This is a genomic window from Capnocytophaga genosp. AHN8471 (genome assembly GCF_016806945.1).
Classification (GTDB): Bacteria; Bacteroidota; Bacteroidia; order Flavobacteriales; family Flavobacteriaceae; genus Capnocytophaga; species Capnocytophaga periodontitidis.
This window is the reverse complement of record NZ_JAESPJ010000018.1, coordinates 1-21,216: the sequence shown is the minus strand read 5'-3', so window position 1 is coordinate 21,216 and position 21,216 is coordinate 1. Positions and strand designations below refer to the sequence as shown.

At 36.7% G+C, this 21,216-nt stretch carries 17 protein-coding genes; 15 read left to right on the top strand and 2 right to left on the bottom strand.

What is annotated here, in order from left to right:
• The first annotated feature begins 4 nt into the window (after nucleotides 1-4).
• From JMN12_RS08075 to murI, 4 genes are all read left to right on the top strand, one after another.
• A complete protein-coding gene (locus JMN12_RS08075) occupies nucleotides 5-2,539 on the top strand; it encodes an outer membrane protein assembly factor (RefSeq protein ID WP_203138510.1) in 2,535 nt (844 codons plus the stop codon).
• Nucleotides 2,540-2,559: 20 nt separating this feature from the next.
• Complete coding sequence (locus tag JMN12_RS08070; RefSeq protein WP_088593950.1) at nucleotides 2,560-3,609, top strand: OmpH family outer membrane protein; 1,050 nt, start codon at nucleotides 2,560-2,562, stop codon at nucleotides 3,607-3,609.
• A 35-nt stretch (nucleotides 3,610-3,644) separates the two neighbouring features.
• Complete coding sequence (locus JMN12_RS08065; RefSeq protein WP_009412813.1) at nucleotides 3,645-4,178, top strand: OmpH family outer membrane protein; 534 nt, start codon at nucleotides 3,645-3,647, stop codon at nucleotides 4,176-4,178.
• Between the two features lie 107 nt (nucleotides 4,179-4,285).
• Nucleotides 4,286-5,101, top strand: coding sequence for a glutamate racemase (gene murI, locus JMN12_RS08060; protein WP_009412812.1), 816 nt, complete (start codon nucleotides 4,286-4,288; stop codon nucleotides 5,099-5,101).
• Between the two features lie 10 nt (nucleotides 5,102-5,111).
• Here the strand turns inward: murI and JMN12_RS08055 are convergent, their stop codons facing one another.
• Nucleotides 5,112-6,086, bottom strand: coding sequence for a lytic transglycosylase domain-containing protein (locus JMN12_RS08055; protein ID WP_009412811.1), 975 nt, complete (start codon nucleotides 6,084-6,086; stop codon nucleotides 5,112-5,114).
• Between the two features lie 63 nt (nucleotides 6,087-6,149).
• On the bottom strand, nucleotides 6,150-6,407 hold the full coding sequence (locus tag JMN12_RS08050; protein ID WP_203084356.1) for a hypothetical protein: 258 nt from the start codon (nucleotides 6,405-6,407) through the stop codon (nucleotides 6,150-6,152).
• A 74-nt stretch (nucleotides 6,408-6,481) separates the two neighbouring features.
• On the opposite strand from JMN12_RS08050, the gene JMN12_RS08045 reads away from it, so the two are divergent.
• The 11 genes from JMN12_RS08045 to JMN12_RS07995 form a co-directional block, all read left to right on the top strand.
• Nucleotides 6,482-6,787, top strand: coding sequence for a DUF4286 family protein (locus JMN12_RS08045; protein ID WP_203138507.1), 306 nt, complete (start codon nucleotides 6,482-6,484; stop codon nucleotides 6,785-6,787).
• Between the two features lie 81 nt (nucleotides 6,788-6,868).
• Complete coding sequence (locus JMN12_RS08040; RefSeq protein ID WP_203138506.1) at nucleotides 6,869-7,918, top strand: hypothetical protein; 1,050 nt, start codon at nucleotides 6,869-6,871, stop codon at nucleotides 7,916-7,918.
• Nucleotides 7,919-7,932: 14 nt separating this feature from the next.
• A complete protein-coding gene (locus JMN12_RS08035; protein ID WP_203138504.1) occupies nucleotides 7,933-9,549 on the top strand; it encodes an OmpP1/FadL family transporter in 1,617 nt (538 codons plus the stop codon).
• A 106-nt stretch (nucleotides 9,550-9,655) separates the two neighbouring features.
• Nucleotides 9,656-10,867, top strand: a complete 1,212-nt coding sequence (locus tag JMN12_RS08030; RefSeq protein WP_203138499.1) for an RsmB/NOP family class I SAM-dependent RNA methyltransferase — start codon at nucleotides 9,656-9,658, stop codon at nucleotides 10,865-10,867.
• A 367-nt stretch (nucleotides 10,868-11,234) separates the two neighbouring features.
• Nucleotides 11,235-12,656 (top strand): hypothetical protein, encoded by a 1,422-nt coding sequence (locus JMN12_RS08025; RefSeq protein WP_203138498.1) that lies wholly within the window; start codon nucleotides 11,235-11,237, stop codon nucleotides 12,654-12,656.
• A gap of 56 nt (nucleotides 12,657-12,712) precedes the next feature.
• Nucleotides 12,713-14,728, top strand: a complete 2,016-nt coding sequence (locus JMN12_RS08020; RefSeq protein WP_203138497.1) for a protein-disulfide reductase DsbD family protein — start codon at nucleotides 12,713-12,715, stop codon at nucleotides 14,726-14,728.
• Between the two features lie 9 nt (nucleotides 14,729-14,737).
• Entirely contained in the window at nucleotides 14,738-16,378 is a 1,641-nt protein-coding gene (locus JMN12_RS08015) for a S41 family peptidase (protein ID WP_203138496.1), read from the top strand.
• Between the two features lie 17 nt (nucleotides 16,379-16,395).
• Nucleotides 16,396-17,874, top strand: a complete 1,479-nt coding sequence (gene proS, locus JMN12_RS08010) for a proline--tRNA ligase (RefSeq protein WP_203138495.1) — start codon at nucleotides 16,396-16,398, stop codon at nucleotides 17,872-17,874.
• A gap of 153 nt (nucleotides 17,875-18,027) precedes the next feature.
• Nucleotides 18,028-18,654 carry an outer membrane beta-barrel protein gene (locus JMN12_RS08005; protein WP_203138493.1) on the top strand — a complete coding sequence of 209 codons (627 nt, stop codon included), beginning with the start codon at nucleotides 18,028-18,030 and terminating at the stop codon, nucleotides 18,652-18,654.
• 136 nt (nucleotides 18,655-18,790) lie between these two features.
• A complete protein-coding gene (locus JMN12_RS08000) occupies nucleotides 18,791-19,783 on the top strand; it encodes an OmpA family protein (protein WP_203138491.1) in 993 nt (330 codons plus the stop codon).
• Between the two features lie 127 nt (nucleotides 19,784-19,910).
• On the top strand, nucleotides 19,911-21,216 hold a 1,306-nt coding region (locus JMN12_RS07995), incomplete at its 3' end, for a hypothetical protein (protein WP_203138489.1).

The window sequence follows — 21,216 nt, the reverse complement described above, 5'->3', positions numbered from 1 at the left end:
AACTATGCTGAAAAAAATTATATTACTCGCCTTTTTGGCTTTGGTAAGCCTTGTGAATGCACAAGAAGAAGAAAGAATATCATTAGGACAAGGAAAAAAATATACCATAGGAGGCATCGAAGTTACTGGTGCTAAACGTTATAACGAACAAACCATCCTCACTACTTCTGGCTTGAAAGTGGGCGATGTAATCGAAATTCCCAGTGAAAAATTTAGCGCTATTATCCATAAACTATGGAGCTATAAGTTGTTTAGCGATATCAATATCTATATTAAAAAGGTAGAAGGTGATACTGTATTTTTGGAATTAGCTATTAGAGAAACTCCTTCTCTCGTCGATGTGAAAATATCTGGTGTTAGTCAGAAAAAAGGTGAAACTCTCCTCAAAGATGCCGATATTAAAAAAGGTGTGAAAGTAAATGAGAGTTTGATTGCAAATACCCGAAACTATATCACCAATAAATACCGAAAAGACGGTTACCTAAATACTAAAGTAACTATTGATACTAAAATAGATACTACCGATGCAAACGGAGTCGATATGCTTATACATATCGATAAAGGTAACAAAGTAAAAATAGACAAAATCGTTTTCGAAGGCAACCAGCAATTCACTTCTGCTAAGTTGCGCAAAAAACTCAAAAAAACTAAACAAATACAGTTCGGTCGTTTCTGGAAACGCTCTAAATATGTTAAAAAGAATTACGATGAAGACCTCGTGAATCTTATCGATTTCTATAAAGAAAAAGGATACCGAGATGCCCGTGTAGTAAGTGATTCTCTTATTAAAGAAAAAGACGGTAATGTGAGTTTAAATATTGCTGTGGAAGAAGGAAAACGTTACTATTTTGGTGATATCCGATTTCTTGGAAACTCCGTTTACAACGACCGTGTACTTAACCAAATTTTAGGAATCAAAAAAGGCGATGTGTATAATGGAGTCTTACTTAAAAAACGTGTGCAGGACAATACCAAACCCGATGCCGAAGATATTACCAACTTATACCAAAATAGTGGTTATCTTTTCTCTCAAGTACACCCCGTAGAAACCTCAGTGGTCAACGATACTATCAATTTTGAAATTCGTATCGTAGAAGGAAAACCTGCTTATTTCAATAAGATAACAGTAAAAGGTAACGAAAAAACTAACGACTATGTGATTTATCGCGAATTGCGTACCCGCCCTGGTTACTTATATAGTAAGGATGCTGTTGTGCGTACCGTACGTGAGTTAGGACAGTTGCAACTCTTCGATGCACAAAATATCAACCCCGAATTTAAAAACGCCGATCCTAATGCAGGAACAGTAGATATCGAGTATAACCTCACCGAAACAGGTTCAAGTCAGGTACAATTACAAGGTGGTTATGGGGGAGGCTCTTTCATCGGAACAGTAGCTCTGTCATTCAACAACTTCTCTATCAAAAATATATTTAATAGAAAAGCTTACCGACCTGTACCTATGGGTGATGGTCAAAGCTTATCACTCAGCTTACAAGTGAGTAGATACTATCGCACTTATGGATTCTCTTTTACCGAACCTTGGATGGGAGGTAAACAGCCAGTGCAGTTCTCAGTATCCTTTAGCCGTACTGAACAATTTGGCTATAGTTACAGAAGTTATGATGTCGATAAAAGCCGCCGCGTATACATCACCGAGTTTAACGTCGGTTTGGCAAAACGACTTAGAGTCCCCGACGACTATTTCCAAATAGCTCACACTCTCACCTATAAACACTACGACTTGAAAGACTATCCTAATTTAGGACTCTTTACTTTCAAAGATGGTTCGTCTAACTCATTTGCTTACACTATTGCTCTATCGCGTAATTCTAGTGGCCCTAACCCTATCTACCCTATGACGGGAAGTAGTTTCAACATCAGTGCAAAGGTTACTCCTCCTTACTCTCTGTTCAATGGAGTGGATTATGCTAAATTGTTAGACGAACGTACACAAGCTATTGCTAACAACGATAGTGATAAGATAGCCTCTATAGACCAACAACGTTTCCGTTGGTTGGAATTCTATAAACTCAAATTCACTTCAGCTTGGTACACTAATTTGTATAGTAAGTTTGTATTGAAATTTGGTGCCGATTTTGGTTATCTCGGTGCTTATAACAACAATCGCGGTATAGTACCTTTTGAACGCTTCTTTATGGGAGGCGACGGCTTAGGTTATTATTCTATGGATGGTCGTGAGAACATACAAATGCGCGGTTATGAGAATTATGCTCTCTCCTCTGATAGTGGTGAAACTGTATTCAATAAATTCTCATTAGAGTTGCGTTACCCTATCACCCTAAAACCAATGGCTTCTATCTATGGGTTAGCTTTCGCCGAAGGTGGTAATGTACACGATGGTCTCTCAAACTTTAATCCTTTCCAACTCAAGCGTTCTGCTGGTTTAGGATTGAGACTCTTTATGCCTCAATTCGGTATGTTAGGTATTGATTTTGGCTATGGTTTTGATAATCCGGCCAATAGTACAAACCGCAGTGGTTGGCAAACCCATTTCATTTTTGGACAACAATTCTAATTTTTGGCACGATATTTTCTATGAAAAAGTTACCAGTTCTTTTTGTAGTGCTATTGGCAACAATAACACTTTCATTCGCACAGAAGCCTTCACGTATAGGCTATGTGGATATGGACTATATTTTGGCTAATTTGGAAGACTACAAGGTTGCAAACCAACAGTTTGCATTGCAAGTAGAACAATGGCAGGCAGAAATAGAAAAACGACAAACTAAAATACAAGCTGAAAAAGATAAGTTAGAAGCTGAAAAAGCTTTGCTCACCCCCGAATTGATAAAAGATAAGGAAGAGGAAATCGCTTTGATGGAATATAATCTCAATGCTTATAAACAACAGAAATTTGACGCTAAAAATGGAGAGTATATCAATCAAAAGTTCTTGCTCGCCAAACCTATTCAAGACCAAGTGTTCAATATAGTCCAAGAAATAGGAAAAATGCGTAAGTACGACTTTATATTTGAAAAAAGCGATGCGACTATGTTGTTCTCTAATGAACAACACAATCTTAGCAAAGTAGTACTCCGTGCCTTGAAGAAAAAAGATAATGCTGCCGACCGTAATAAGGATATGGCAGAACTCTTGAAAGAAAGTTATGATTTTGAGTTTGTGGAAGAACGTGTGAAAAAACGCAAAGAAGCCGAAAAAGCACGTGAAGAACGCCGCGTACAGTATGAACAAGAGCGTTTGCGCAAAACAGAGGAAATGAAACAACAACGCGAAGCCTTTAGAACACAACGCGCTAAAGAACAAGCGGAACGCCAGCAAAAAGCACAGCAAGAGCGTGAAGCTTTAAAAACTCAACGCGAAAAAGAACAAGCAGAACGTGTGCAGAAAATGCAACAAGAACGTGAAGCACTAAAAGCACAACGCGAAAAAGAACAAGCAGAACGCGTACAGAAAATGCAACAAGAGCGTGAAGCTTTAAAAACTCAACGCGAAAAAGAACAAGCTGAGCGTGTACAGAAAATGCAACAAGAGCGTGAAGCACTAAAAGCACAACGCGAAAAAGAACAAGCAGAACGCTTGCAAAAACAACAAGAAGTGCGAACTCAAACGCGCACTACAAATTAAGTAAAAATTTTAAAATAACTAATATTACAAACAAGATGATGAGAAACATTAGAACATTGATGATTGCATTGGCTCTATTTTTTGGAGCTACTACAATGCTCACTGCACAAGTGAAAGTTGCCCATATAAATGTGCAAAAACTCTTGGAAGAAATGCCTGAAAGAAAGTCAGTTGAAGCTCAGTTAAAAAAATTAGAGCAAGGCTATATGAACGACATTCAAGCTGCTATCAAAGAATTGCAAGCTAAAGCTCAAAAATACGACAATGAGTATGCTGCTCTCTCCGAAGCTCAAAGAAAAGCAAGAGAGGCTGAGTTCCTTAAAAAATCTGAGGAAATAAAAACAATGGAAGAAAATATCCGTAAAACTCAACAAACAGCTGCTGAAAGCTTGCAAAAAAAACAACAAGAACTCGTAGAACCATTGCTTAAAAAAGTAAAAACTGCTATCGAAAATATCGCTAAAGAAAAAGGCTTGCAATATGTGTTAGATTCAAGTGCTGGTTCAAGCGTGATTGTTGCTACTGGTGAAGACCTCTACAGCAGTGTGAAAAAGAAATTAGGCTTCTAATCGAAGAATTACATATTACAAATGGTTTTATTTTACAGAAAAAAGTGTTCTCTATCTGAACACTTTTTTCTATTTTTGCACTATCATAGATATAAAATAATAGAAAAATGAATGAGATTACATTTCGTACTGCTCCTATAGGTTTGTTTGATTCAGGGGTAGGAGGAACTACTATTTGGAAGGAAGTTAATGCCCTAATGCCTAATGAAAGTACTCTCTTTTTAGCTGATAATAAGAATGCTCCTTATGGAGAAAAAACTAAGGAAGAAATCATAGCACTCTGTGATGCCAATACTCAATTTTTGTTGGCTCAAAAAGCTAAAATTATAGTAGTAGCTTGTAATACTGGTACTACTAATGCAATTTCATATTTGAGGAATAAGTATAAGGATGTGCCTTTTATTGGTATCGAACCTGCTATCAAACCAGCAAGTTTACAGAGTGTAACAAAAAAAATAGGGGTTTTAGCTACCCGTAGCACTCTTGCGAGCGATCTTTTTGCCAAAACAAGCGAGCATCTAAAACAAGAAGAACAAGTCGAAATTATAGAACAAGTAGGCGAGGGGCTGGTAGACCTTATAGAAGCAGGACGTATAGAAAGCCCCGAAATGACTCAATTGTTGCGCCGCCACCTTTTGCCAATGGTCGCCTTAGGAATTGATTATTTAGTATTGGGCTGTACCCATTATCCCTATTTGTTACCACAGATACAACAACTCATTCCAGCTCATATCAAAGTTATAGATTCGGGCTATGCTGTTGCTAAACAAACGAGAAATATACTGTTGCAACACCATTTGCTCAACGAAGATACAACAGCAATACCACAACACCTTTGGCTTGCCAATGGTAATACAGAAGTATTACAACAATTTGCCCCCAAAGAAAAGGGATTAGAAAACTTACAAATTTCTAATTTCTAACTCTTAATTCCTATTTTTTAGGAATCCTGATGTAATAGGTTTTGCCATCTTTGTTGTCAAGTTTTCTATCGCGTAGCCAAGGATTGTAATTTTTTAACTCTTTGTAAGTTACGTTTTGGCTTTTAGCAAAATCAGTAAGATTTTCTATGGTGCTATCTACCATTACATTATAAGTAGGAAATTCGTTGTATAAGTGTTTTTTATCAAAAATGAATCCATACTTTTTGGGGTGTTTCATTATTTCCTTAACTGCCAAAATACGGAATACATAGCGCGAAGTCTCACTGTTTAAGTACAAATCGTAGTAGTTGTTTGTTTGCTGAAAAGTAGTCTGTTTATTCATTCCTGCTACACCAGCGTTGTAGGCAGCTGCCGCCATTGTCCACGAACCCGTACTACGTTTAGCTTTATTCAGGTAATCACAAGCTGCTTGTGTCGCTTTTTCTAAGTGGTAACGTTCATCTACTTGATCGCTTACTTCTAAACTGTACTCTTGGGCGGCAGCTTTCATAAACTGCCAAAAACCACTAGCTCCTGAGGGCGATACAGCATTGGTGAGCCCGCTTTCTATAACAGCTAAGTATTTAAAATCATCAGGAATATTGTTGCGTTTGAGTATAGGCTCTATAATGGGGAAATATTTGTTAGCGCGCTTGAATAACAATAAACTGTTGGACTGCCAATAAACATTTACGAGAAATTCTCGGTCTAATCGTTCGTATACATCAGGGTCATCCATAGGCACTTTTTCACCTGCAAAATCTAACTTTTCAGGTAAGTCAATAGCGTAAACTCTATAATTATCAAAAAAATCATCTTTGTGGTGAGCAGCATCTTCAACAGCAAGAGGATTTTCAGTTAGTTCAGCTTCAGCTTGCTCAAAAATATTCTGGTCTTCTTTCTTAACCGACATAGCGTTTACTAAGAACCCTGAAAGCAGTACTACACCACCACTGATAAGAATGTATTGTAAAGTTTTTTTCATTATTGTTTTCTTTTTTAAATTAAAACTTTGCTAAAGGTAGATTACGACTTTAGCAAAGTGAAATTACGCTAAGGCGTTGAGTTTTCCAATCAAGATAGCTGCTTTTTCTTCAAACTCTCTTCTTACTTTTTTGAGATGAGCGCCTCTGTTTTCTACTGATTTATCAGCTACTTTATCAATAAGTGAGTCAAAATCATTTAGTATTTCTCCTACAAGAGCTTTACCTTCTTCAGTGCCCATCTTGCCAGTGAAATACACAGCGTCAATGATATCTCCCAACACATAGTTGATCTCTTTTTTTAAAATGCGAATGCTTGCCATACGTTTTTAATTTATTGGTGATTTGCCGGCAAAGTTACAAATTAATTCTTATCTTTGCAAAAAATAAATCAGTTATGTATGTATACAATTTAACGATGGTAGTGAATGATGAGGTGTTTTTATCTTGGCAAGACTGGCTGCAATCCGTTTATTTACCAATAGTAAAAACCTCAGGAACTATAGAAAAAGTACGAGTATTTAAACTGTTAGACGCTCCCGAAAAACATTATGCAGTACATTGCGAAACCTCATCTCCGGCTCAGTTAATGCATTTTATTGAAGATACTATCCCTCAACTTTTACAACAAGCTGCCGAAACTTTTGGAGAGAAAGTTCTTTTTTGGGGAACTCAGCTCAAAGAAGTGAAAACTGAAGACTGAAAACAAAAAGAATTTGGCATAAAAATTGATTTGTGACTATAAACTATTAACTCATCTCTATTAACTAAAATAAAAATGACTATGAAAAAGAATGCAAAACTTACAAGTGTAGTGAAACAACTTGTCTTGGCAATCGTAGTTTCATTCACATTCACTTCTTGCGTCGGCTACTACTATGCCGATGGCATTTATAACGACCCCGTGCCCGAAAGGCCACGTTATGTAGAGAGAGAAATGCCTCCTCAACGTTATGATTATCCACCCGAAAATCGCTATGCCGACAATGGTTATAATAGCTATTTTAGAGATAAAGCCAAACAGTATGAAAATCCTGCTGTCGATAGCAGTTTTACCCATTTTACCGATGTAAATAGCTACCGTTCTAATGCCTATGCTTCAGGAACTTCTTCTTATGGCGGTTGGGGTTCTAACCCTTCACAAGTGAATGTAAATGTCTACAATCACAGTTGGACAAACCCTTACTATGGATATTATAATTATCCATACTACCGTCCTTATCGTTCTGGTTGGAGTATATCCTTAGGCTGGGGCTGGGGTAACTATTATGATCCTTATTGGGATAATTACTACTACTATGGTGACTACTATCCTTACTATGGCTACTACCCTTATTATGGTTATTATCCTTATTATGGGTATAGTTATGGCTATTATCCTTATTATGGCTATCCTTACGGTTATTATCCTTATTACAGAGGATATTATGATTACTATTACCGTCCAAGAGATTACTATTATGAACCTGAAGGCTCTTATGGAAGAGAATATAGTGGTAGAGGGCGCGCTATTATAAGAGATGACAATTACAGAAGTAATGCTAATCGTTATGAAGAAGGTAGAGGCTCTTATAATCGCTCACAAAGTCAAGGTTACTACAATAACAACAATAATTATAGCGGACGACCCTCTTACCAAAATCAACAACAATACAATACACCTCCTACAGGTTATGAAAACAGAAGAAATTACGACTCTATGAACTCAGGAATGAATTCTGCTAGAAGTTCTAACTATGGTAACTCGGGAAGTGGTAATTACAGTAGTGGAGGAGGTAATTATAGTAGTGGCTCTTCTTCTAATGAAGGATACAGAAGTTCTAACCGTCGATAAATACTATTAAACAAATGAAAAGAATTAATTACATATTATTTTTAGGAGCTTCTTTGTTAGTAGCTAATGTAAAAGCACAAGAATATACCGATATCTTTCGTTATGGAACAGAAGATCTTACAGGAACAGCTCGTTTTAAAGCTATGAGTGGTGCTTTTGGAGCATTAGGAGGTGATTTTTCAGCTATTAATGTCAATCCTGCGGGGAGTACTATTTTTAGTGGATCAGAAATTTCATTTTCTTTAACTAATAATAATCACAAGAGAAATATTACTTTTCTTGATAGAAGTAGTAAACAAACAAAAAATGATTTTAATCTAAATCATTTTGGAATAGTGCTTGTACTACCTAATGTTTCAGAAACTTGGAAAAAAATAAGCTTCGGATTTAATTATCTACAAACAAAAGTGTTAGATAATGATAAATTCTCTTATTCAGCCTATAATCGTCGAGGAATAGATAACTACTTTTTTGATTATGCTACAAATGGCAACAACGGAAATCCTTTTCCTTTAGGCACTTTTTCTGGTGGTCCCGACCGCGTTACAGCAAATAATCAAAGAGATATAGGAGAATTCTTCGCTACATTAGGTAAACGACAAGGTTATGCAGCTCAAATGGCTTATTTAGGAATTTTAAGTCAGGTGATATCGCCTAACTCTGGAGCTGCTACTGAAACTGCCTATCACGCAAATGGCGATGCTTTAGAACGATTACAGCTCTATGAAGTAGAGCGTTCTGGTTATGCTAATAAGTATAATTTCAACTTTGCCTCACAGTTGGGTGATTTTATTAACTTAGGGTTAAACTTGAATTTTCACAATATCAATGAAAAAGCTTTTTATAGTTTAAGAGATAATGATTTTCAAGCAGCTAATCCATTTTTGCGCTATGCAAATCATCAACAATATATCAATACAAAAGGAGAGGGCTTTTCATTACAATTAGGAACAATTATAAAAGCTACTGAAAATTTGCGTTTAGGAGTTAGTTACCAATCACCTACGTGGTATACAATGAAAGAAGAATCTCACCAAGAATTGAAAGCAACAGTACTCAATACAAATACTGGGAAGGAAATGGATACCGATATAGACCTTATAAATCGCTATGGTGATGAAATTTGGTACGAACGAGAATATAAATTCCGCACCCCCAGCGCTTGGACGGGAAGTATTGCTTATACTATAATGAAAAGAGCTATCCTGAGTGTAGATTATACTTATAAAGCTTATGAAAACCTGAAATACACAAGTAATAATATGAAAGGCTATAACACAGCTTTCAATAATGATTTAGGTGACACTTCTACTTTGCGCATAGGAGGAGAGTTCCGTATTCCTTTCCAACTGCTCAAAGATAATCCAGCAACTACTAACTATGTAAGCCTTCGGGCAGGTTATCGTTACGAGCAAAGTCCATATCGCAAAGCTATAGCTACTGTAGGTGACCTTACAGGTTATTCGTTTGGAGCAGGAGTTACTTTAGGTGGTATTCGTTTAGATGCCTCTTATGATATTGCTAAACAAACTAACCTATACCAAATGTACGATCGTGTACTTACTGATAATGCTCAAATCAAATCTACTTATGGTAACTTCTTGTTTACCTTTACTGCTCAGCTCTTTTAATTAAATAAATTAGAATTACTTTTGTATCATATTGTAGGGGCGAATTGTAATTCGCCCTTCAAAAAAGAGACGGTAATAAAAAAATTGCCGTCTCATTTTTAGTATAATGAAATTACACAGAAACTTAGTTGATGCCGTGATAGAGGGGCTTACCTTTATCTTCAATGAAGGGCAATATGCCGATAAAGTAGTTGAAAAACAACTCAAAAAAGATAAACGTTGGGGCGCTCGCGATAGAGCTTTCATCGCCGAAACTATTTATGACATCGTGCGTTGGAAACGCCTCTATGCCGAAATAGCCGAAGTACACGAACCCTTTACAGTACATAACCTGCGCCGTATGTTTGCCGTGTGGGCAACCCTAAAAAGTATTACTTTGCCCGATTGGGGAAATTACTTTGAGGATACCCCTGCCCGTCGTATCAAAGGCAAGTTTGATGAGCTTTCTAAGGTGAGAAAACTCCGCGAATCAGTCCCCGATTGGTTAGATACCTTGGGAATACAAGAGTTAGGCGAAACCCTTTGGAATAACGAACTCCACGCTCTCAATAGTTTAGCACCTGTAGTGTTGCGTGTCAATACCCTTAAAACTTCTTTAGAACGCTTGCAACAGTTTTTACAACAAGAAGGAGTGGCTACTTATCCCTTGCGTGACTATCCTAATGCGTTGCAATTAGTAGAACGCGGCAATATCTTTAAAACTCAAGCCTTTGCCGATGGTCTCTTTGAAGTGCAAGATGCTTCCTCTCAAAAAGTTGCTCCTTTTATGATGATAGATAGCAACGTGAAGCGTGTAATCGATACTTGTGCTGGGGCAGGAGGCAAAACGCTCCATATAGCCAACCTATTGCAAAATAAAGGTCAGGTGATTGCAATGGATATCTATGAGCAGAAGTTGCAAGAACTCAAACGCCGAGCGCGCCGCAATGGGGCTTTCAACATAGAAATCAAACTGATAGACCCTAAACAGCTCAAACGCTTGCAAGGCACTGCCGACCGTGTACTTATTGATGCCCCTTGTAGTGGTTTGGGAGTATTGCGCCGTAACCCCGATGCCAAATGGAAATTACGCCCTGAGTTTTTAGACGAGATACGTGCTACCCAACAAGAAATCTTGCAACAATATAGTAAATTACTCAAGAAAGGAGGCAAACTCGTTTATGCAACTTGTTCTATATTGCCGAGTGAAAACCATCAACAAGTAGAGAAATTCTTAGCTTCGGAAGCCGGAAAAGATTTTCGCTTAGAAGCTGAAGAAGTGATATTTGCACATCAATCAGGTTACGATGGCTTCTATATGGCAAGGCTCGCTTTTTAGGTATGTTGTAGGGGCTAAAGGCAATTAGCCCTACTATTATAAACCTTTTGCATCGCTACACTCTGCCAGAGTTTTAATTGCTCGTCGTGCTACGACCTTTGGCAAAGTTGATTGCCTTGATAATCAATTACTTTTAAAGTATCACAATATATTCACAAAATAATTCACCGTAAGGTGAAAATTCGTGAGATAATATAAAGTGAAGAGTTTTATGCAGTCCCAAATTTCGTGTAAATTCGTGTTCACATACCCAGCTGTGAGCCCTCGCTGGCTTTGTGGGAGATTAAAAATATTTTGCTGATTGTTAAGTGATTAATTATATTGAACTCACGTTAAATTATTTAACTATGGATTTTACTATATTGATATGAAAAATACTAACGAACTGAAAATAGGTGATATATATTCTCTCTACTTAAAGAGATGGAATTTTTACGTGTCGGCACAGATAGTTGTAAAAGATGATAGCAGAGGAACCATAGCTGTTCTTTTAGATATTTTCAGCAAAGAAGTTCCCACACTTGATGCCCTGAAGAAGGCTAACCCCTTTGTTTTAGACCACCACTATTGGCATACAACAAATTTTTACCTCTACACAGGTGAGTTATGGGCTTTCAATCCTATTTTTATAGGTAATAGCACACCTATTGAAACCCCTACAAATGAACATTTTAATACCTCTGGTATGGAGCAATTTTCTTTGCAATACCAATGGAATCAATTGCCAGATGATTTTAAAAATAGCTTTAAAGAACAGAGACCTCGAAACAAAACTATAAAGATCACTCATAGTGAGAATAAGGATTTTTACACTGCCTTATTACAAGAAAAGCCTCTTGCCTATGAGGTTGAAAGTTGTATTTTTGATGCTCAACTACAGTCTTTTCTGAAAGAAAACCAACAAGTAAGTGATTTAGAACTTGAAGAAGTCAATGAGGCAATTGTTGATATTTCAGCAAGTGGTATATACTCGATAGTCATACGAGATAGTCATATAGAAAAAATAGTGCTAAATCGCTATATACAAACGCTTTGTACGCTTGGTGATTTTTCAGCAATTAAAGAAATTGTATGTCCTTTTGAGGGAGAACTTTTGCACCTTCGCTTTTCAAATTTTAATAGTGGCTATCTAAAGTTCAAAGGGCTTCGAGAAGTTAGATCTCTCAATATATTTTCTGATAAAAATTATAGTGTAGATATAGCCGAAATTGCTGATGCTTTCCCTAAATTAGAGTACTTGATGATTAACGGAGAGAATGCCACTTTAAAAAACGTAGAAGCCTTGACTAAGTTACGAAACTTGGAATCACTTTGGCTTTCAAATCTTTATGATTTTGATAGTTTTGTAAAGAAAACTGAAATGCCTAATTTGAGCTCTATCACCTTATGGTCTGTACCCAAAGTAGTAGCCGATAAGGTTAAAAAAGAGTTTAAAGGCATTGATGAGCTGGATATTAAACAAGCCCGTACTGATGAATGGATAAAAGCCAACTTAGATAATCCCTTAAGAGACTGGGATGGCAGAGAGGGTACTAAACCTTCGGTAGCTAAAAAAGCAATGAAGGCATATACTGATGCTTATAAAAAACTATCAGCTAACAAAGATAAGGACGAAGCTTTGAAAACATTAGAAAATTTCATAGCCATTTTCAATGAAATAGATGAGAAACATCATATCGATACTTTGGAAAGAGAAGAGATTTGGGATGCTTTCAATATCTTGGGAGAACTCACTTCTCTGACCATAAAAGAAAAAGAAGAAATATTTGAAAATTTGAGAGATTTTTAAATGTTGTACAAATCATTATTTTGTTGTAATTTTGCACTCTTAAATAAAACGACTGAATGAAAAAACTCATTACATTACTGCTTATTGCTTTTTCAACTATAGCAAATGCTCAAATACACAACCCTGTAAAATGGAAAACAGCGGTTGAAAAAATCAACGATAACGAATATTATTTGGTAGCAACAGCTTCCATTGAGGCAGGCTGGAAACTCTACGGACAAAATATCCCGCCTAACGGACCGGTACCTACTTCATTTAAATATACCCAAGATCCTATTTTTGAGTTGGTAGGAAAAACTGAAGAATCTAAACCTATTGTAAAACACGATAAGGTGTTTGATATGGAAATTGCTTATTTCTATAGACAAGCAGTCTTCAAACAACGCATTAAACTATTGGGTGAAGTTACTTCTATCTCTATCAAAGCAGAAGTTGAGTTTATGAGTTGTGACGATAGCAACTGTCTGCCTCCCGATACTGTGGATTTAGAATTTTTCCTTTCAGGAACAGCTACAGCTAACCAAGGGGCAACTCCTCAGTTTACTTTTGGTAATAACACCGATGCAAATAATACAGTTCCTGCAACTACTGTAAGCCAAACAACGCCAAAAGCTCCTGCTACTACCCCTATCTCACATCAAGGTCTGTGGACAATATTCTTTATATCTTTCCTTTCTGGCTTTGCTGCCTTGCTCACTCCTTGTGTTTTTCCTATGATACCTATGACGGTGAGCTATTTTACCAAACAGAGCAAAACAAAAGCTAAAGGCATCAGAAATGCAATAAGTTATGGTATTTCTATCATTGTGATTTATGTATTATTAGGTTCGGTAGTAACAGCTATCTTTGGGGCAGATGTGCTAAACGCTTTAGCGAGTAACTCCTTGTTTAATCTTATCTTTTTCTTGATATTGGTAGTATTTGCTATTTCGTTTTTAGGTGCGTTCGAAATCACCTTGCCCAGCTCGTGGAGTACTAAGATTGATGCCCAAGCCGACCGCAGTGGTTTTATCGGAATTTTCTTTATGGCGTTGGCGTTAGCCATAGTATCTTTCTCGTGTACAGGCCCTATTGTAGGTTCGTTATTAGTACAAGCAGCTTCACAAGGGGGGATAGCTCCTATTATGGGAATGTTTGGTTTTTCATTGGCTATTGCTTTACCTTTTGCCTTGTTTGCAGCCTTCCCTGGTTGGTTGCACTCCTTGCCTAAATCAGGTGGTTGGATGAACACCGTAAAAGTGGTATTAGGTTTTTTAGAATTGGCGTTAGCATTCAAATTCCTCTCCATAGCCGATTTGGTTTGGGATTTACATTGGTTAGAACGTGAGGTGTTTATCGCTATATGGATTGCCATTTTCGGAGCTTTATCGCTCTACCTTTTTGGAAAAATACGCTTGCCTCACGACGATGCTACCGACCGTATTTCAGTAGGCAGACTATTATTGGGGTTGGTAAGTTTATCCTTTACTGTATATCTTATCCCTGGTTTATGGGGTGCCCCTTTAAGTATTATCAGCGGGTTTCCACCTCCACAATATTACAGCGAATCTCCTTACGGTGTGGGACACAAAGGCAATACGGCTACAACAGTTACCTCTTCTGAAGAATTGCCACAAGGTGCTCACTTATTCCAACCTTATGACATTGTAACCTTTAATGATTACCAGCAAGGATTGGAATATGCCAAACAAGTAGGGAAACCTGTGTTATTAGATTTTACAGGTAAGTCGTGTGTGAACTGCCGTAAGATGGAAGATAATGTATGGGGCAAACCTGAAGTACTGAACATCTTGAAAAATAAGGTAGTACTCATCTCACTATTAGTTGATGACAAAAACGAGCTGCCCGAAAATGAAGTAAAACCTTCTAAAATACGAGAAGGTAAAATGATAAAAACAATAGGGCAAAAATGGAGTGAGTTCCAAGCCTTGCGTTACCATTCTAACTCACAACCCCTATACGTGTTAATGGGGCACGACGAACAAAACTTAGTACCCCCCGTAGGTTATACCCCCGACGTAGAAAAGTTTAGCTCTTGGCTACACAGCGGAATAAATGCCTTTGGCAAATAATATCATTTAATGAAAAACAAACACTACATACTCCCAATTCTTATAGGTTTAAGTTTGGCATTGGGGCTTATATTAGGTCGTCAGTTAGCGAACTTTTATATTCCCAAACCGCCTCCTCCCGTGCCTATGCCTATCACCGATATAGATACGGTACCCGAAAATCCTTATAAGGTAAAACTCGGTAAACTTATAGACTATATTGAGGAAGATTATGTGGATAAGGTAAATACCGATAGTATCGTCGATCTTACAATTAATAGCATTTTGCGCAAGTTAGACCCTCATTCTACCTATATCTCTAAAAACGATATTCAAGAGGTAGCCGAAACAATGAGTGGTAAGTTCGTTGGCGTAGGCATTAGCTTCTATATGTATAATGATACAATTGCTGTAATCAAACCTGTTGAGGGGAGCGATGCAATGCACAAAGGTATCCGCTTTGGCGACCGTATCTTGATGGCTGGACGTGATACGCTGTTTAAAAAACATTTAAACACCGATAAAATCAAAAATATCCTTAAAGGTGAAATGGAATCTAAAGTCGATTTGACAATCTACCGCAAAAGCAGTGATAGTATTTTCAAATTGTCTATAGAGCGTAAGTTTATCCCTATTAGGAGTATAGATTGCTTCTACAAGGTGAATGATACATTGGGCTATATTCGTATGAATCGCTTTGCCGAAACCACTACCGATGAATTTACATCTGCTTTGAAAGCCTTAGAAAAAGAAGGTATTAACAGTTTGATTTTAGACTTGCGAAACAATTCTGGAGGCTTTCTCAATGTAGGTATACAAATTGCCGATGAGTTTCTGCATAAAAACAAGATGATTGTATTTACTAAAAACAATCGCAAAGAAATTGAAGAAACTTATGCCACCGATGGCGGTCTTTTTGAAAATAAACCTCTATTCGTCTTAGTAAACGAAAATAGTGCGTCTGCCAGTGAGATTGTAGCGGGAGCTTTGCAAGATAACGATAGGGGAGTGATTGTAGGGCGCAGAACTTTTGGTAAAGGATTGGTACAAAGCGAAATGCCCTTACCCGATGGTTCAGCAGTACGTCTCACCACTGCCCGTTACTACACCCCTACAGGGCGTTCTATCCAAAAACCTTATAACTTGCGCCACCAGCGCCGAAGTTTTGAAATAGATGAAGCTTCTATCCCCGATTCATTGAAGTTTATCACTCCTAAAGGGAAAGTGGTATATGGAGGTGGAGGAATTTACCCCGATGTGTATGTCCCTATAGATATGAAACCCGAAACTTATATGGTGAACGAGGTACTCAATTCGGGGCTTACCAATTTCTTTTTGTTTGAGTATTTAGATAAACATCCATCACAAAACAGACGACCCTCTAAAGCGTATTTCATCACCGATTATAAAATATCAAAAGAAATGCTAAAAGCCTTTGCCGCTTTCTTGAAAAATAGGCGTATCCAAATAGATTTTAACAGAAATATAGCCGATATTTCCAAATATCTCAAAGCGAGTTTAGCCGAAATTTGGTTCAACGATAATGTAGCGGGGCTCATTCGCAATCAAAATGATTTTTACATAGAAAAATGTTTGTATTACTACAAAACAAAGCATACTAACGTTACTCCTCACAAATCAAAAACAAGAAGAAGAACTGCTAATCTATAAAAGAGTTTAAAAAATATATGAGCAAGAATTTAACATCACGTAGTGAAGACTATTCTAAATGGTATAACGAATTGGTTGTAAAAGCTGATTTAGCCGAAACTTCAGGCGTGCGTGGCTGTATGGTAATCAAACCTTATGGCTATGCTATTTGGGAAAAAATGCAAACAGAACTCGACCGTATGTTCAAAGAAACGGGGCATACCAATGCCTATTTTCCGCTATTTGTTCCCAAAAGTTATTTTGAAGCTGAAGAAAAAAATGCTGAAGGGTTTGCTAAAGAATGTGCGGTAGTAACCCACTATCGTCTCAAAACCGACCCTAATGAAAAAGGTAAATTGATAGTAGACCCCGAAGCTAAATTAGAAGAAGAACTAATTGTACGTCCTACTTCCGAGGCAATTATCTGGAGTACTTATAAAAACTGGATTCAGTCTTACCGTGATTTGCCAATACTCATCAACCAATGGGCAAATGTAGTGCGCTGGGAGATGCGCACCCGCTTGTTTTTGCGTACTGCTGAGTTCCTATGGCAGGAGGGACACACCGCTCACACTACCAAAGCCGAAGCTCTTGAAGAAGCTGAAAAAATGATGAACGTCTATGCTACTTTCGTAGAGAACTTTATGGCAGTGCCTGTGATAAAAGGACTAAAAACTGAAAGTGAGCGTTTTGCAGGTGCTGATGAAACATTTTGTATAGAGGCAATGATGCAAGATGGTAAAGCCTTGCAAGCAGGAACCTCACACTTCTTAGGTCAAAATTTTGCCAAAGCCTTTGAAGTGAAATATGCTACCAAAGAAGGTAAACAAGAATACGTATGGGCGAGCTCTTGGGGTGTTTCAACCCGCTTAATGGGTGCCTTGATTATGACCCATAGTGACGACAACGGATTGGTTTTACCTCCTAAATTAGCTCCTATACAAGTAGTGATTGTACCTATCTATAAAGGTGAAGAACAATTAGAGAAAGTGCGCACTCACATCCAACCTTTAGTCGAAGAACTTAAAAAACGCGGTATTAGTGTAAAATTCGATGATCGCGATACTCAATCACCAGGATTTAAATTCCACGAGTACGAACTTAAAGGGGTACCCGTGCGCTTAGCTGTAGGGCAACGTGATATAGAACACAATACCTTTGAAGTAGCCCGCCGCGATACACTTACCAAAGAAACAGTAGCTGGCGACCAAATTGTTGCTCATATCGAGCAACTGTTAGAGGATATACAAGACAATATTTACAAGAAAGCATTAGAATACCGCAACACTCATATTACTGAGGTAAATAGCTATGATGAGTTTAAGGAATTGCTCGAAACTAAAGGCGGTTTCCTCTCAGCTCACTGGGATGGTACCCCCGAAACCGAAGAACGTATCAAAGAGGAAACTAAAGCGACAATACGTTGTATTCCATTGGATGCCAAAGAAGAAGCAGGCGTGTGCATTTACTCTGGTAAACCCTCTGCTAAACGTGTACTATTTGCTAAAGCCTATTAAAAAATGTAAAAAAAAATAATTATTGTGTAATTCTAAAATGTTGTATCTCAAACATTTTATAAAAAAGGTGTAAAATTTTTCACATTTTATTTGGTAGATATAAAAATAAGATTTATCTTTGCCTTATAAATTTTAACTAAAAACATTTATACGATGAAAAAAATCATTTTATCATTAGTGGCCGTATTTGCTTTTGGCATTGCTTCAGCTCAAGACGGCGATTTTGGCTTTAAAAAAGGTAACCTTTTTTTAGAAGGTAACTTGAAACTTGGTTCAGTAACTGAGAATACAAGTGGTACTGAGAAAAAAACTAACACTTTTGAGTTTACACCTCAAGCAGGTTATTTCTTATCCGATAAATTTGCAGTAGGATTAGGAATTGGCGTTGGTAGTGAAAAAATTAAAGTAGCAGGAAACCAAACAAGCAAAAGTAATAATTTTGGTTTTGGATTTTTTGGACGTTATTATTTCCTTGAATTAGGTCAACGTTTTAAAGTCTATGGACAAGGAAATGTAGCATTAGATTTTTCTTCTCTTCAAACGGGAAGTGGTACAGATAAAGCTAAAGCAACAACTTTTGGTGTAGGAGCTGGGTTAGGTATTAATTATTTTGTTACTCCTAAACTTGCTATTAACTTTGGTTTAGCTGATGTAGTATCATTCAATACTACTAAACCAAAAGATGGAGAAGCTTCTAATGAATTTAAGGTAAACATTAATGAGTTTAACAATTTCTTTGGAAGTCATGCAACATTTGGTTTAACTTACATACTTTTCTAAAAGTATAAGGCTTACCTTAATAAATTTTTCAAAAAACACCTCTAAATTAATACTTTTAGAGGTGTTTTTTACTTTTATAGATACAACTTTCATTTATTTTTTGTATATTTGTAGTCGGAAAGAAAGATATAATAATATGAAAACAAAAGTTTTATGGCTGTTATTGGTCAATATTACTTTGGCTACAGCCCAAGTTCAAGTGATTCCTGCTCAACTATATCAAAAAGTAGTAGAGTGTGGTTATGAAACTCAAGAAGTAGTTACGCGTTTAGCGAACTACTACTACAGTACTCATAACGAGGCGCAAGCACTTAAATACTACCAAAAATTGATGAGAGGTATAGGTTATCAATTAGAACCTATAGAGCATTATCGCTATGCTGTATTGTTGCAAAAAACTAATAAAAATAGTGAAGCTAAAAAGCAAATGAATATCTTTGATGATAAAATGCAATTGCTTTTTACTAAACATCCCAATACTACCCCTAATGATTTAATGGGATTAGTTACTGATGCCGAGAAAGGAACTATAGTAGAGGGGGCACAAATCCTCTTGATAAATGCTGATGGCGAAACTCTCACCGATACTACCGATATAAATGGATTTTTCGTCTTTTCTGTTAATAAAATATATCCTAACTTCCAAGAAGCCTATATCGAAATACAAAAACCTAACTACGAACTGATGAGTCAGCCTATTGTTTTAACTACAGCTCAACAAAAAGTATATACCTTGTTCCCTAATGTTTTTGAGGTGAACAAAGGTGATAATCTCGCAAATATATTCAATATTGATAATATTCACTTCGATTTTGGTCATACTAATATCCGTAAAGATGCCGCTGTACAATTGGCTAAAATAGTCGCTTTTTTAGAAGAAAACCCGTCCTTAAATATCATTGTAAAAGTACATACTGATAGTAGAGGAAACGATAAATACAACAGAGAACTCACTGAAACACAAGCCAAATCTATTGAACAATGGCTTATCAAACAAGGGATTGCTTCCCATCGTATCACCGCCAAAGGTTATGGGGCTACCCAGTTGGTAAATGGTTGTGAAAAAGGGGTACCTTGTACCGAAGAAGAACATCAGGCTAATAAACGCGTAGAGTTTATCGTTGATTAAAAAATACTTGTTAAATATTGATAAAAAATATTTAATGTTTTTTGTTGTTTTGTTAATGAAAAATTCCTATATTTGCACCGTATTTATTAAATGATACGAGAAAATGTGTAGGAAAATGCAAATATTTATGAACACTCTACTGCTTTTCTTTTTAATAAGCACTGTTCATAGCCAGAATATTATCAATAAACTCACTGTTAATACATCTATTCATATTGCTATGTCAAAGTTTGCCACTCCTTTAGTGGTTGAAATAAAAATACCTAAAGGAGAGACCTCAGTGGGCTTAAAAGTTTCTTTTCCCGAAGGGATAAGCTATTCAAAAATAGAAATACCTCAACAAGAAAAAACTTCTGTCAAGATAGAAAAAACAACAACTTCTACAGCTAATCAACCTATTTTTATAATTACAGCTGCCCCCGAAAGTGTTGTGAAAATTTTAATTCATAGAAATTTTAATAAACAAGTAAAAGCCAATGTAAATTATAGTGATGTAGTAGAAGCTATACTTGGAGGTAAAACAGTAGAAAAACAAACCTCAGAATTTTACCAGCTCAAATTCCCAAAATTAACCACAGCAATAGATCCTATAGAGGTAGGCTCCAAAGGAGAAAATAGAAGAGGATTGACTGTGAAAAATCTAGGTGAGGGTTATATAAAGGAGTTTTACCTGTCTATACAATATCCCGATAACATAAAAAACAAAGCTCTTTATTACAAAAAAGGACTTAACTACCATCTGCTCACTCCTGAAACAGCAGTCCCTAAAGAATTTGCTAAAAAAGGATTGTATTTGTACAAAATAAATGTAAAACTATTGAAAAAAGAAGAGGATGCTGAACTCTCTCTCGCTCAAGAATATGAGATTGACAATTGTTTTTCATCAACCCCTATACAATATCAAGTTTATTGGGGAAGTGATTTCTCAACTGAAGGTTTCTTTCAAGTTAGTGAAATAACTAAAAAGATAGTTTCTAACTATACAGTATTAAACAAATTGTCCTACCAAAAAGGAAAAATAACTGGAAAAATAACTGATGAAGTACTATATAAAGGCAAGGCTATAATAAATACAAAAGATAAAACATTCCAAACGGGTGAAAAATCGTATTTAAAAGTGCAATTACCTAAAGGTATTACTCCTATATTTTCATTAGGAGGCGTGAAAAAAGTATTTCAGTTACCAGAAGGGGTGGTAGAACATACTTTTTTGTTACCACAAGGAAAGAAGAAAAACGATTCTTTTGATTATACTTTAAAGTTGCAAAACAATGAAAAACTATCATTTGTACCTACCTCAAAAATGGTGTATTACACCACAGAAGAAAGTGGTAATGGAGCTTGCGAGGCTGCACTCCTCTATACCTCAATCAAAAAAGAAGTAACCATTCCTATAGACGACCCCTTATTGCACCCTATACAACTAACTGTCG